Origin of the sequence: Paenibacillus sp. 7523-1 (assembly GCF_002276415.1) — a bacterium.
Lineage (GTDB): Bacteria > Bacillota > Bacilli > Paenibacillales > Paenibacillaceae > Paenibacillus > Paenibacillus illinoisensis_A.
This window is the reverse complement of record NZ_NPBR01000024.1, coordinates 190,492-203,368: the sequence shown is the minus strand read 5'-3', so window position 1 is coordinate 203,368 and position 12,877 is coordinate 190,492. Positions and strand designations below refer to the sequence as shown.

Annotated in this window: 15 protein-coding genes and 1 riboswitch; of the genes, 13 read left to right on the top strand and 2 right to left on the bottom strand. The window is 47.7% G+C overall.

The genetic code is table 11. The features are described from left to right. Nucleotides 1-81 precede the first annotated feature (81 nt). A riboswitch (TPP riboswitch) is annotated at nucleotides 82-194 on the bottom strand. Between the two features lie 200 nt (nucleotides 195-394). Further along, nucleotides 395-781, bottom strand: a complete 387-nt coding sequence (locus CHH60_RS24460; protein ID WP_095361587.1) for a VOC family protein — start codon at nucleotides 779-781, stop codon at nucleotides 395-397. Nucleotides 782-1,203: 422 nt separating this feature from the next. Next, nucleotides 1,204-2,436 (bottom strand): MFS transporter, encoded by a 1,233-nt coding sequence (locus CHH60_RS24455; RefSeq protein WP_095361586.1) that lies wholly within the window; start codon nucleotides 2,434-2,436, stop codon nucleotides 1,204-1,206. 375 nt (nucleotides 2,437-2,811) lie between these two features. Between CHH60_RS24455 and serS the strand changes: the two genes are divergently transcribed. The 13 genes from serS to CHH60_RS30405 all read left to right on the top strand — a co-directional run bounded on the left by serS (nucleotide 2,812) and on the right by CHH60_RS30405 (nucleotide 12,558). Then, nucleotides 2,812-4,095, top strand: a complete 1,284-nt coding sequence (gene serS / locus CHH60_RS24450; protein WP_095361585.1) for a serine--tRNA ligase — start codon at nucleotides 2,812-2,814, stop codon at nucleotides 4,093-4,095. 286 nt (nucleotides 4,096-4,381) lie between these two features. Next, nucleotides 4,382-5,488, top strand: a complete 1,107-nt coding sequence (locus CHH60_RS24445; RefSeq protein WP_095361584.1) for an Ig-like domain-containing protein — start codon at nucleotides 4,382-4,384, stop codon at nucleotides 5,486-5,488. Nucleotides 5,489-5,899: 411 nt separating this feature from the next. Next, nucleotides 5,900-6,304, top strand: coding sequence for a ribosomal maturation YjgA family protein (locus tag CHH60_RS24435; protein ID WP_095361582.1), 405 nt, complete (start codon nucleotides 5,900-5,902; stop codon nucleotides 6,302-6,304). Beyond that, a complete protein-coding gene (locus CHH60_RS24430) occupies nucleotides 6,294-6,851 on the top strand; it encodes a GNAT family N-acetyltransferase (RefSeq protein WP_095361581.1) in 558 nt (185 codons plus the stop codon). The genes CHH60_RS24435 and CHH60_RS24430 overlap by 11 nt, the downstream gene beginning before the upstream one ends. 53 nt (nucleotides 6,852-6,904) lie before the next feature. Then, nucleotides 6,905-7,234 carry a DUF952 domain-containing protein gene (locus CHH60_RS24425; RefSeq protein WP_095361580.1) on the top strand — a complete coding sequence of 110 codons (330 nt, stop codon included), beginning with the start codon at nucleotides 6,905-6,907 and terminating at the stop codon, nucleotides 7,232-7,234. 50 nt (nucleotides 7,235-7,284) lie between these two features. Next, nucleotides 7,285-7,857, top strand: a complete 573-nt coding sequence (locus CHH60_RS24420) for a DUF1572 family protein (RefSeq protein ID WP_095361666.1) — start codon at nucleotides 7,285-7,287, stop codon at nucleotides 7,855-7,857. Between the two features lie 50 nt (nucleotides 7,858-7,907). Continuing rightward, on the top strand, nucleotides 7,908-8,489 hold the full coding sequence (locus CHH60_RS24415; RefSeq protein ID WP_095361579.1) for a histidine phosphatase family protein: 582 nt from the start codon (nucleotides 7,908-7,910) through the stop codon (nucleotides 8,487-8,489). Between the two features lie 72 nt (nucleotides 8,490-8,561). Continuing rightward, nucleotides 8,562-9,287 (top strand): 5-oxoprolinase subunit PxpB, encoded by a 726-nt coding sequence (pxpB, locus tag CHH60_RS24410; protein WP_095361665.1) that lies wholly within the window; start codon nucleotides 8,562-8,564, stop codon nucleotides 9,285-9,287. Then, on the top strand, nucleotides 9,284-10,333 hold the full coding sequence (locus CHH60_RS24405; RefSeq protein ID WP_095361578.1) for a biotin-dependent carboxyltransferase family protein: 1,050 nt from the start codon (nucleotides 9,284-9,286) through the stop codon (nucleotides 10,331-10,333). The genes pxpB and CHH60_RS24405 overlap by 4 nt, the downstream gene beginning before the upstream one ends. Beyond that, nucleotides 10,308-11,072 carry a LamB/YcsF family protein gene (locus CHH60_RS24400; protein WP_095361577.1) on the top strand — a complete coding sequence of 255 codons (765 nt, stop codon included), beginning with the start codon at nucleotides 10,308-10,310 and terminating at the stop codon, nucleotides 11,070-11,072. The genes CHH60_RS24405 and CHH60_RS24400 overlap by 26 nt, the downstream gene beginning before the upstream one ends. Nucleotides 11,073-11,137: 65 nt before the next feature. Next, nucleotides 11,138-11,596, top strand: a complete 459-nt coding sequence (locus tag CHH60_RS24395) for an NUDIX domain-containing protein (RefSeq protein ID WP_095361576.1) — start codon at nucleotides 11,138-11,140, stop codon at nucleotides 11,594-11,596. A gap of 401 nt (nucleotides 11,597-11,997) precedes the next feature. Beyond that, entirely contained in the window at nucleotides 11,998-12,414 is a 417-nt protein-coding gene (locus CHH60_RS24390; RefSeq protein ID WP_095361575.1) for a pyridoxamine 5'-phosphate oxidase family protein, read from the top strand. Between the two features lie 9 nt (nucleotides 12,415-12,423). Further along, entirely contained in the window at nucleotides 12,424-12,558 is a 135-nt protein-coding gene (locus CHH60_RS30405) for a hypothetical protein (protein WP_255248074.1), read from the top strand. Nucleotides 12,559-12,877 lie beyond the last annotated feature (319 nt).

Here is a 12,877-nt window from a genome sequence, read left to right as displayed (position 1 = left end):
AAAAGATACCATCAAAAAAAGCGCCCCGTAATCCGGGACGCGTGCAGGCGTTAGAGAGGTGGCTGCAGCACATGGCTGGGCCAATTCGATATACTCCGATTCCTACGCTGGCATGATCCAGATCAGGTCTAAGGGTTAGTATCTTGATGGGATACACTCTCAGCCGGCCAATTCCGACTCCCCTGGGAAACTATGAAGTTACGGGCATTACTAGGTGTAATTATAGGCCAGAGGCCGGAATGTGTCCAGTCAGGAACTGGATGGAATAGCCAAGCGCGATATACTTGTGAGAATGTATCAAATATCAGAAAGGATAAGATAGATCGGAATCGATCTTTGTTTGAAGGAAGGTGGATAGGTGTTGTTTAACTGTACTTTGATTTTGAACACATAATTAGCGCTGGAAAAACTCAATCCATTCCTTCTCTGGTCCATAGATGAAGAAATAGCGATAGCCGTTGGGCAGCGTAATGATCTCCCCATCAATAAACTCGGCCTCTGTAGCCTGGATACGCTTATATTCCGCATCAAGGTCTTCCACGTGGATGGCGAAATGGTGCACCGTTCCTTCGGAAGGCAGCTTATCACTGTATCCCTGAATTAACTCAATCTCCGTTTCATCACTACCATTGAAGCCAAGGAAAGCGAGTTGAATGACACCGTTCGTGTGAGTTACCCGGTCTTTCAATTCGAGTCCTACAATCTCCGTATAGAAACGCAGTGTTGTCTCCAGATCACGTACAGCAATACCGATGTGGTCAATACGCTTTTGAAAACCCATCATGAAAACCTCCCAAGTTTTAAAAAAAGTTTCTTACATATTAAGGGATATGATAGATTCCTAATTCCGAGTTGTCAAATATGATTTAATTTTGAATTCTTAGAATGTTCACTTATGTTGAGATATTCGCGATCTTTATAATTGGCAGAGTAAACAGAGAGCTTCTCATTATTGGCCTGCTGAATGTAATTCATTAATTAATACCACTATTTTATACTCCAGAAATGAAATAACCTACCGCAAACTATTTCCTGGGCAATCAAGTTGTAGACCATTGAACTGCATTAGTTTCAGTCTACATTACGATTATTGAAGCAAAAAGGGCTCCGAAGCATATGCCTCGGAGCCACTTTACATTATAGCTACATTATAGAATATCTAAATTGGTGAATTTATAATTTAATACGAACGCAATACGGTAATCAAAGGGAAGTTGCACGTTGTCTGTTCTGCCACTGATAAGCAACCAGGCTGATCACAAGCAGACCTGCAGTAAATAGCGCAAGCATCCATGTGGATTGATTAACGTCCAGATGATCCAGACTCCAACCGGTAAGCAGAGGCAGAATGGCCCCTCCGACCCCGCCAGATGCAATCAGGATACTGGGTGTAGACTCTTCTGTTCCTGGCAGCATTTTGCTAGCAAAAACAAGAGCAATGGAGAAAACTCCGGAAAACGCCAGTCCAAGCAGGAGAATAATTAGAAAAGCAGACCAGATCTGGCTGGTAAACGGGAAAATGGCCATAAGCAGCACAGCTGCCAGACAGCTGTACAAAATGTACACGCGATATTGAAACTTTTCAGCGATATATCCGGCGAAGAGTCTTCCAACCGACATCGCGATCCAGAAACAGGTAACACTAAGAGCTGCCCCAGCCTCCTTCATGTTCATTTTTTCAATCAGAATGGCAGGCATGAAATTGGCAAGACTCATCTCCGTGCCGACATAGAGAAAGAAAAATACAACGAATAAGATCATCAGAGCCAGATTACGGCCTCGGTAGGTTGAACTGCTTGTGCCACTGTCTGAAGAAGACACAGCATTAGAAGATTCCCCCGCCTGGATGTGTCCAGCAGCGTCATCTGGCTGGCGCCTGCCGAGTGCATGATCCAGCTCCCCGAATGACATTCTGGCCCAGAAGAGGAATGTCAGTGCTGAACAGACCGCAACGACGAGGAAGGACATGCGCCAGTACCCTGCCGAGATCAGACCGCTGGCGATAAGCGGCATGACCATGGCTCCGATACCGAATAATACTTCAAGCCTGCTCATTGCCACTGCGGTATTTTCTTTGATGGCGGCAATGATGATCGTACCGATTACGGCTTCAATCATGCCGAATCCGAAACCGGCTGCGGGTGCAATGACGAACATAAGGCCCCAGGGAGGCAGCAGCATATAGGATAACTCAGCAATGCATAGCAGAGCTGCAGCGATAAGTAATCCGCCGCGTTTGCCAAAACGACGATTTAACGGAGGAGACAACAGTACACCACCCAGGAATCCGGCAAATTGGGCAAAGATCAGTGTTCCTCCCTGACTGTAATCTTTGCCGTAATGTTCTAGTGCGACAGGCAGGATGGAACCGAGGACTACGTGTGCAAGTCCGATAAGAAAATAGGACAGACAGCCAATCCATAACAATTTTTTCATGGAGAACTCCTTCTATACCTATGTACAATTTAAGGTCAGCTACATCAGCTCATACGTCCGAGTGCAAACAAGTCTATCATAACAGCATGTGTAAGGATTTGGTAGGACTTGCAAAGTGGTTCTTGGTTCGTATATACTGAGACACAATAATTACAGATCGGAACCATGCCGTTGAAGAGCATCCAACTCGGAGGCGTTATCGCCAGGGGAGCGAATCCGTCCCCAAGTTAACCGGAACCGCCCGTTATCGCGGACCAAGAGGCTGAAACAGGGTATCCTGATTCGGCAAGTTGGGTGGCACCGCGAGCAGAGCGCTCCTCGTCCCAAGGGATGAGGGCGCTCTTTGCATTTTTTTAGCCAAAGGAGACGGTGACCATGTTGGACATGAAGTGGATTCGGGCCCATGCAGATGAAGTGCAGGCGGCGGCAGACGGGAAGAAAATCAACATTAGCATTCGTGCATTACTGGAGCGGGATGAGGAGCGCAGAGCGCTTTTGCAGGAAACAGAAGAAGGACGCAGAATGCGGAACACCTTATCAGCGGATATCGGAAAATTGATGCAATCCGGGGATCGTGAACAGGCCGAAGGATTAAGAACTCAGGTGAAACAGCTGAATGAGAAGCTGGAACAGGTCGAAGCGAAGCTTGCGGACGTGCAGGAGGAAGTGACTCGGTTGCAATGGCTGGTGCCTAATGTCGTATCACCGGATACGCCGATTGGAGCATCGGACGAGGATAATGTGGAGCTGCGACGTGTGGGGGAAACACCGACATTCGCCTATACAGCCAAGGACCATGTGGAGCTCGGGGAGCTTCATGATCTGATTGATATTCCGCGGGGGGTGAAGATCGGAGGGACACGAAGCTATGTGTTAAAAGGAGCAGGGCTGCTTCTGCACCGGGCGGTACAGCAGCTCGCACTTGATCTGCTGATGCGGCAAGGGTTCACCCCTATGGAAGTGCCTCTAATGGTCAGAGAGGATGCACTTGTGAACACGGGATTTTTTCCGACAGGACGCGATCAGGTCTATGAATTGGAAGGTGAGGGCAAGTGGCTGGTCGGCACCTCCGAGGTACCACTCGTATCGTATTATGCCGATGAGATTGTAGATGTACAGAAGCCGATCAAACTGGCTGCCGTATCCACCTGTTTCCGCAGTGAGGTTGGGTCAGGCGGAAGGGATGTACGAGGTTTGTACCGGGTGCATCAGTTTGCAAAAGTCGAACAGGTCATTCTTTGTGCACCGGATGCGGAGGAATCGGAGCGCATGCTCCAGGAAATTACCGGACATGCAGAGGAATTGCTGCAGCTGCTTGAACTGCCTTATCGGGTCGTGGCGGTTTGTACAGGTGACATGTCGCAGAAAACGTATAAACAATACGATATTGAGACATGGATGCCGAGCCGGGGCGCATATGGGGAAACCCATTCGTCGTCAAACCTGCATGACTTTCAGGCACGTCGTTCGAATATTCGCTGCCGCAATGCCGAAGGTCAGCTAGCGTACTGCCATACGCTCAACAACACGGCCGTGGCATCGCCACGTATCCTTATTCCACTTTTGGAGAATCACCAACAGGAGGATGGAAGCATTCGCATTCCGGCAGCTCTCCAGCCTTATATGGGTGGGGCTGAATATTTGATTTTGCCAAGTTAGTTATAAAGCAATTAAGTACAGTGTGCACATAGCATTAAAGCAAACGGAACCCTGATAAGGGTTCCGTTTAATCAAACATATTATTTGTTACCCACAGATATTCTTGCTCAAGCCTAGCTGCAAGCTTGTAATCTTCCTTTAAAGCAACTTCTCTCATATAGGAAAAAATTGTCGAATCTCAATTCTTTTGACCATCCTAGCACTATAAAATTCATTATTATGCATTCAATCTCCGATATAATATAATAGAAGTAAAATATTGGATTATGGGAGATGGAAGATTGCAATGAAAAGAGTAAAACGAACATTTCGAGGAATGCTTGCACTGATCATGGTATGTGCTATCTTGGCTCCATCACACATTCTGGCGGCTACGGGTGACGTGACCTCCATTGAAATTACCAACAGCAGCCCGCAGAAGTTAAGTGTGTCACAGACGGCTGCGCTGAAGGTGATGGCAGAAGTTGAAGGGTTTGATAACAAGCAGGATGTGACTGCAGGGGTTACGTGGTCTACGAGTAATGCAGCAGTTGCAACCATTGTGAAAGGTAAAGTAAAGGGAGTAGCAGCGGGTGAGGCAACGATTCATGCTGAAGTCGATGGGGCCAAGGCGCAGCTCGTTGTCCAGGTTTCCGAGAAAATCAAAAGCATCAAGGCTTCGCCCAAATCCTATAGTTTTGTCAAAGGCAGTGAAAGTGCACTGCCCAAAGTCAGCATTGTACGTGCGAGCGGCAAGGAAGAAGATGTAACATCAGAGATCGTGTGGAGCGTTTCGAATGCAGCAGCTGTCGTGGAAAACGGCAAGATCAAAGGCAATACGCCTGGCCGGGTGCTGTTGCAAGGCAAATACGGCTCGGAAACAGTTAAGGTGCCTGTCGCCATTACTGACATTATTACCAAAGTGGAAGTTACTCCTACTGCAATGCAGTTGAACATCAAGAAATCCAAAGCACTGAAGGTCATTGGTACATATGCCAACGGAAAAACAATTAATCTGTCGAAACAGGTGACCTGGACTTCGTCGAATAATGCAGTGGCAACCGTTAAAAATGGGACGGTCAAAACGTTAACCGAAGGAAATGCAACCTTGACAGGAACCTACCAAGATCAGACAATAAAGACAGAAGTTACGGTTGTTCCATTGCTCAAAAAGTTGATTACAGGTCAGAAGAAGCTGGTGTTATCCCCGCAGGGAAGCACAACGCTAACCGTTATGGCGCAGTATGATACAGGCAAGACAACGGTGGTTACCAACAATGCAGTCTGGAGCAGTACGAAACCGAGCGTAGCTACGGTAACCAATGGTAAAGTGGTGGCTGTGGGTAAAGGCAAAACGAGCATAACCGCCAAGTGGAACAACAAGAAAGTGACGATACCGGTAACGGTAAAATAAAGCTTATTTCAAACAAGCGTGTGACCATAGTTTTTTACATCATAGAGACAGACAGCAGAGGGACGTAGAATATACGTCCCTTTTTAGATACAAAAATACGAAGTCACCGCATTAAGAGGCTTACCTGCGCGGGTCCAGAAACCAAAACGAAGAGGACGTGATCCTTGTGAAAGCTGCAATTATAAGTTCAAATGGGGATATGAAAGACTGGGCTTACTTCAGGTATCTTTTTCTTTCGATCATCTCGGTGCTGACGTTTCAGAAGAGCATTAAGGTTGAGGAAATGAAGCAAAGGGCAAGTGAAATGTACAAAACAGGTTACCATCTGAGAACCAATTGCAGATCATAGAATTGCTGTAAAAAAGGCAACTGCAGGTTAGGTCCGATGGATCGTAAGCATTGGAGAAGGTGATGTTGATCAGAGAAAGACGAATTTATGTTATTGCAGTAGTCATTACTATGGCAGCCGGGCTGGCATCCCGTCGCTATGGGGATATGCTGCCTGTTTTCTTACATGACCATGCTGGAGATGCCTTGTGGGCAGGCATGATCTATTTCGGATTTCGTATGGTTTGGATCAGGCGAAGTAAGGCTTGGGCTTTCCTATTGAGCTTCGTGTTTAGCTGGGGAATAGAATTCTCGCAAATGATTCAAATGCCATGGCTCAATGAGGTGCGTTCAACCATGCTGGGTGCCCTGATTTTGGGACACGGTTTTCTTGTCATAGATCTCGTCAGATATACAGCAGGGATTCTGTGCACGTTCGTGATAGACCATTATTTCCTAAGCAATAGGAGGAGTTCGTATGAACATTGAAAAGTTATTCGCTGAGTCGCCAGAATTTGAAACGGAACGGCTGCTGCTCAGACGTCTTACATTAGACGATACCGAGGATTATTATGCATTTGCCTCCGACCCAAGAGTCAGCGAGCAGACTCTGTGGAACTGCCATGAGACGGTGGATGACTCCGTTCAATACATCCAACGGGCCTTGGACAATTATGAGACGAAATCGGTGTATCTATGGGGATTTGTTCGCAAAGACACGGGGCACCTGATTGGCCGCGGGGGGATCTTTCATTTCAATGAGCTTATGCAGAGTGCTTCTTTGGGATATGCCATTGCAAGCAAGGAGTGGAATAAAGGGATTGCTGCTGAAGCGATGCAGCCCATCGTTCATTACTGCTTTCAGGAACTGGACTGCAACCGGCTGGAGGGCAGATGCAATGCTGGCAACATCGGTTCGGCACGGGTCATGGAGAAACTGGGCATGTCGTATGAAGGTCTGCTTCGTAAGCAATTGAAGATTAAAGGCGTGTTCACGGATCAAAAATTGTACTCCCGTATCCGGGATGATCTATAATACTTGCAATGATACACAGGATACATAGAAGAAAATGATATGGAGGCGGCGCAATGATCTACAGCATTATTTCTCAATCAGTATGGGAACAGGTATCCAAGGAGAGCGTGTATGCACCGGATAGTTTGGAAACGGATGGATTCATTCATTGCTCTACCAAAGAGCAGATTCCATGGGTAGCTGCGCAATATTACGCAGGACGTACGGATCTACTGCTGCTGGGTATTGATGAAAAAGCATTAAAGCCGGAACTTGTATATGAAGACTTATATGAGCTAAATGAACTGTTTCCCCATATTTATGGAGAGCTTAATCTGGATGCAGTGAAGAAAGTAATCCCTTTTCCGCCGAATGAAGAAGGCGTACTGGTATTTCCTGAATAAAGCAAGCCTTGCACTCACTATGGATATAGAAAGGTGTTGGCCAATTGGATATGAATATGAATCAGGCATTTCTGGAGACAGCCGAGAAGCAATTTCTGTATTATAAGCAGCTTGGAGAGAAGGCCATGGGGCAGCTGGAGACCGAGCAATTATTTCAGGCATGGCATGAGGATACCAACAGCATTGCCGTCATTGTGAAGCATCTGTGGGGCAATATGTTATCCCGCTGGACGGATGTGCTCACAAGCGATGGTGAAAAGCCTTGGCGAGCGCGAGACGCTGAATTCGTCAATGACATCTCCACACGAGAAGAACTGCTGGGCAAGTGGGAGGAAGGCTGGAACTGCCTGCTGAGTGCCATTCGTTCTTTTGCACCGGAACAACTCTCACAGATCATATACATTCGCAATGAAGGTCATACCGTCATGGAGGCTATTACACGGCAATTGGCGCATTATCCGTATCATGTGGGACAAATTATTTACGCAGCCAAAATACTGAAAGAAAAACCATGGACCAGCCTTTCCATACCAAGAAATGGGTCAGCAGTATACAACGGCAGCAAGTTTGCCAAACCAAAAGAACGCAGACATTTTACCGAGGATGAGTTAGACAAGGATTGAATGATCAGCGGCATGATTAACACCTACTATAGAACAAAGAGAGGGACACGATGACACAGTTTGCATTAATACGTCACGGAAGCACAGCGTGGAATAAAGAGAAACGTTCTCAGGGACAGACGGACAATCCGCTGGATCAGGAAGGGAGAGAACAGGCCGTTTTGCTTGCGGAAAGGCTGAGTTCGGAGTCGTGGGATGCCATCTATGCCAGTGATCTGGGGCGTGCACATGAGACGGCGAAGATTATCAGTGAACGACTGGGTATTCGTGAGATTCATCTGGACCCAAGGCTGCGTGAGATGGGCGGCGGTCAGGTGGAAGGAACAACGGAGGCGGAACGTATAGCCAAATGGGGCCCGGACTGGAGCACTCTAGAGCTGGGACGGGAAGCTGCAGCAGCCGGGACGATGCGTGGCAGTGCTGCAATCGAGGATATATGCAAGGAGCATCCTGATGGGAAAGTGATTGTGGTCAGTCATGGGGCCATTCTGCGTAATACCCTCCGAGGATTGGTACCTGCGCTTGATGTTAGCACGAAGTTGTCCAATACCTCGATTACCCGAATAGAAAAGAAAGCTGGATCCTGGGCCTGCGAATTATACAATTGTAGTGTCCATCTGAATCCGAAATAGAACATGATCAATCCTAACTTACCAACAGGGGGAGATGGCGTGAGCAAAATCAAGTATGAATGGACAGAAGAGATGCTGTCTCCACTGGGTGAGGCTGGGGTGATGATTCGTTGCGGAGATGCAATATCGGATGAAGTTCACCGCAGAGTGATCTCGGTCTGTGCTCGGCTGGAGGAAAATTCCTTTCCGGGCATGATAGAGTTGGTTCCGTCGTTCGCGTCGGTTGCACTGTTTTATGATCCAATGGTTGTTGCGGGATCTGCTCGATCGGCTTCAGGGAAAGGAGCAAGTGAATCTTCTCCATATCAACAGGTGTGCAGGATGTTATTGTCCCGGTTAGAGATGCTTGAAGAATCCGTACATAACCCATTCAGAACCATAGTGATCCCCGTGTGCTACGGAGGTCCATTCGGGCCTGATCTGGAGTATGTTGCGAGTGAAAACGAATTGACCCCAGATGAGGTTGTTGCGATTCATACATCCGGGGAATACCTGGTCCACATGATTGGATTTGCACCGGGATTTCCCTACCTTGGCGGATTGCCCAAGCGGATTGCGACACCCCGAAGAGCAACTCCGAGGCTGAGAGTAGAAGCCGGGACCGTCGGAATCGGCGGCGAGCAAACCGGAATATACCCGGTAGCTACGCCTGGTGGTTGGCACTGCATCGGACGAACACCTCTGAAGCTGTTTCGTCCTGAACATGATCTGCCGAGCCTGCTTCAGGCAGGGGATCGGGTCCGGTTTGAAGCGATAACGGAGCAGGATTACATAGAGTGGAAGGAGGGCGAAGGATGAAAATGGAGGTCATTCGCCCAGGCCTGTTGTCCACAGTTCAGGATGAGGGAAGATACGGATATCGACGGCATGGGGTACATCCGGGTGGAGTTATGGATACATTTGCAGCAAGAACAGCCAATATGCTGGTGAATAATCGCCGTAATGCAGCTGTAATGGAAATAATCATGACGGGCCCTGAGCTTCGATTTCATGAAAATAGCCTCATCGCTCTATGTGGTGCAGATCTATCGGCGACCGTGAATGATCAGCCCGTTCCCCTGTGGCGTCCAGTTGCGTTAATGGCGGGAAGTGTATTGAAATTTGGGCGATGTCGATCCGGATTGAGAGCGTATCTGTCCATTGCTGGTGGGATAGCGGTAAATGAAGTCATGGGGAGCCGAAGTACGGACCTGAAAACAGGTATTGGCGGCTTGGAAGGCAGAGCTTTGCGGGCTGGAGATATATTATCTGCTGCGGAGGCTTCTTGGGAAGCACGAGCCATACTCCACCAATTGCTGGAACAAGCGAAGCTGGAGAAGACACACATGAAGGGGCCGATATGGCACCTGTCCAGCAGAGAATGGTCTTTATATCAGAAGGATCCAGTGATCCGTGTGATGTCGGGTGCGGATACCTCCAAGTTTACCAGGGAGAGCCTGGAACGACTGTATAATGAACAATATGTGATTGCTCCTCAGTCGGATCGGATGGGATATCGATTGGAGGGCTCGAAGCTGGAGCTTGAACAACCTATGAGCCGGTTATCGGAAGCCGTAACCTATGGCACAGTTCAGGTGCCAGCAGATGGTCAGCCCATCATCCTGATGGCAGATCATCAAACCATTGGAGGCTATCCTGTGATTGCACAGGTCGCCAGGGTGGATTTGCCGGTATTGGCTCAGGCAAGGCCCGGGACTCGGGTTGCTTTTCAGCCAATTACACATGAAGAAGCACAGCAGTTGTTCCTGGAGCAGGAACGGGGATTACAGCTGATCGCTGCATTCATCCGCAGAAGATTGACCGAAACGGGGGTTCGCAATGAAGACGGTAGATATCAATTGTGATCTGGGCGAAAGTTATGGTATATACCGAATGCCGTGGGATGAAGCGGTTTTGCCGCTGATCACTTCGGCCAACATTGCTTGCGGATTTCATGCAGGAGATCCAGCCACGATGCGATCAACGGTGGAAACGGCAATGGAACATCAGGTTGCGATTGGAGCACATCCGGGATTGCCGGATATGCAGGGTTTTGGCAGGAGAAGCATGGATATAACCCCGCAGGAAGCCTATGACATGGTCGTATACCAGATTGGGGCACTGGATGCCTTCGTACGAGCATACGGTGGATGCATGCATCATGTGAAGCCGCACGGCGCGTTATACAATATGGCTGCGGAGAATATGAAGCTTGCTGAAGCCATTGCTCAGGCGGTTTACAACGTAAGGCCAGAACTATACCTCTATGGTCTTGCGGGCAGCGCGCTCATTGAGGCGGCGGATCGTACCGGTCTGCGCAGCGTAAGTGAAGTGTTTGCAGATCGGACTTACGGTTCGGACGGTAAATTGACGCCCCGCAGTCATGCCGGAGCAGTCATTGGGCAGCCAGAACAAGCGCTGGCTCAAGTGCTGCGCATGGTGAATGAAGGTGTCGTTGTGTCCACGGAAGGCATAGCGGTTCCCCTCAAAGCGGAGACCATATGCATACATGGTGATGGGGAGCATGCCCTATCTTTTGCAAGAGAAATCCGCAGATTACTTGAAGCTGAAGGGGTAATTCTATCGGCTGCAGGTCATGCTTGAGATTAGATCGGTACCGAAACCGACCGAGGATAGATACATATGAATGAATTGGAGTCGATAAATAGATGAAACCGATACGGAATTCCGCGAAGGCGGTTATCGTACAGAATGGAAGGCTGCTCGTCATCCGTTTGGAGGATCAATATGGTACAGCTTATGTTTTTCCAGGTGGAGGACAGGAGAAGGGTGAAGAACTGAAGGATGCCGTCGCCCGTGAATGTTTGGAGGAGATCGGACAGGCAGTGACTGTGGGAGACTTGCTTCATATCCGGGAATACATCGGGAAGAATCATGAGTTTGCCGAATGGGATGCTGACATTCACCAGGTTGAATTTTATTTTGAATGCAGTCTGAAGGATGTGAATGCCACAGTATTTGAAGGCACCAACCCGGATGACAATCAGGTTGCAGTCGAATGGATCGCCCTTGAGGATCTGGCATCCGTCCGTTTGTATCCCCAAACGATTGGCGAATTGCTGATGAAACGTGAACCAAAGCGGATTTATCTTGGGGATATGAACTGATAACCTTTCCAATATTGTCACGTTTACGAACGGATTCATGGATTCACCATAGGTGGGGTGGGTACACTATAAGTACAGGCTTTTATGTCACAACAACTTATATATAAGCAGGCCGATGCTTACTCGATAACATCAAAAGAAGCCTTTAAGACGGGTACTTAATGAGGTGTCCTGTAAGCCTTTGGCTTAGCTAACTCTGATTTGAAGAGCTGTGGGAGCAGTGAAGGGGACGGAATCGATTCTGAAAAAGCGTCAGCGGTCACGTTTGTCTCTGAATTATAACCTTACAACAATAAAATCAAGAAAATTTAGAGACAACAGTGATCGGAAGAACGATCCGTAACCGTAACGGCTGCCCATAAGCGCTTCAAAACTACCCCCAACCGGAAGGAGCATGTCCCATGAATAAGACGGAACTCGAACAAAACATTGTAAAGGCATTGAAAAACAACCCTTTTTGCAGCTTCTCAACTGTTGAAAATGGTAAACCGAAATCCCGCTATATGGCGCTTTTCAATGATGGCATGAATATTCACTTGGCGACGAACCGCCGCACGCATAAGGTGGAGGAGCTTGAGAATAACCCTAATGTCAGTCTTTTGCTTGGCTATGAGGCGGGTGGCTCCAAAGAAGTGGTTGAGATCGAAGGAACCTGTGAAGTGACCAAAAATGAAAACCTGCGCGAAGAAGTGTGGAATGATGAACTGAAAGCATGGTTTGACGGACCGAACGATCCGAATTATGTCATTTTGGATATTACACCCGTACGCATTGAATATACAGGCAAGGACCATGAGCATCAGGTGTGGGAACAATAAAGCAACCGAATGAAGTGTTCTTTGGGTGCACTGAATCATCGGATATATCTTGATGGACATATAAACCGTGAGGCCGCAGGGCTTCGCGGTTTTTTGCTGACTGATGAACAGGATGAGATGGATACATATGTAAGTCCTATGTAATATACGTATTTAACACGTTTCGTAAACTATATATTAACAAAAAAAGAGAGAATAATGTCGAAATCCCGCATGATTATGTAAAGTTGTATTCTTATGTGCGGATAATGTAAAAAATAATGCTTTTCAACCACGCTTCATTGCGTTATGATTTGGAATGTAAACGATACGCACAGATATGAATAGATGTTCATGTGAGATAAACTAACCTGAATTCAGCTGGTGAAGACCTTGATTTCAGCACGCACAACCCATGAAATCTATGCTATTTCTGCGCCTATTCGTTTGCACACTATGGCATGATTCAATGTACATAACCGGG

Bases quoted from the DNA above. Each gene is read 5' to 3' on its own strand.
- CHH60_RS24460 (WP_095361587.1), bottom strand. From the start codon at position 781: ATGGGTTTTCAAAAGCGTATTGACCACATCGGTATTGCTGTACGTGAT.
- CHH60_RS24455 (WP_095361586.1), bottom strand. From the start codon at position 2,436: ATGAAAAAATTGTTATGGATTGGCTGTCTGTCCTATTTTCTTATCGGA.
- serS (WP_095361585.1), top strand. From the start codon at position 2,812: ATGTTGGACATGAAGTGGATTCGGGCCCATGCAGATGAAGTGCAGGCG.
- CHH60_RS24445 (WP_095361584.1), top strand. From the start codon at position 4,382: ATGAAAAGAGTAAAACGAACATTTCGAGGAATGCTTGCACTGATCATG.
- CHH60_RS24435 (WP_095361582.1), top strand. From the start codon at position 5,900: ATGTTGATCAGAGAAAGACGAATTTATGTTATTGCAGTAGTCATTACT.
- CHH60_RS24430 (WP_095361581.1), top strand. From the start codon at position 6,294: ATGAACATTGAAAAGTTATTCGCTGAGTCGCCAGAATTTGAAACGGAA.
- CHH60_RS24425 (WP_095361580.1), top strand. From the start codon at position 6,905: ATGATCTACAGCATTATTTCTCAATCAGTATGGGAACAGGTATCCAAG.
- CHH60_RS24420 (WP_095361666.1), top strand. From the start codon at position 7,285: ATGAATATGAATCAGGCATTTCTGGAGACAGCCGAGAAGCAATTTCTG.
- CHH60_RS24415 (WP_095361579.1), top strand. From the start codon at position 7,908: ATGACACAGTTTGCATTAATACGTCACGGAAGCACAGCGTGGAATAAA.
- pxpB (WP_095361665.1), top strand. From the start codon at position 8,562: ATGCTGTCTCCACTGGGTGAGGCTGGGGTGATGATTCGTTGCGGAGAT.
- CHH60_RS24405 (WP_095361578.1), top strand. From the start codon at position 9,284: ATGAAAATGGAGGTCATTCGCCCAGGCCTGTTGTCCACAGTTCAGGAT.
- CHH60_RS24400 (WP_095361577.1), top strand. From the start codon at position 10,308: ATGAAGACGGTAGATATCAATTGTGATCTGGGCGAAAGTTATGGTATA.
- CHH60_RS24395 (WP_095361576.1), top strand. From the start codon at position 11,138: ATGAAACCGATACGGAATTCCGCGAAGGCGGTTATCGTACAGAATGGA.
- CHH60_RS24390 (WP_095361575.1), top strand. From the start codon at position 11,998: ATGAATAAGACGGAACTCGAACAAAACATTGTAAAGGCATTGAAAAAC.
- CHH60_RS30405 (WP_255248074.1), top strand. From the start codon at position 12,424: ATGAAGTGTTCTTTGGGTGCACTGAATCATCGGATATATCTTGATGGA.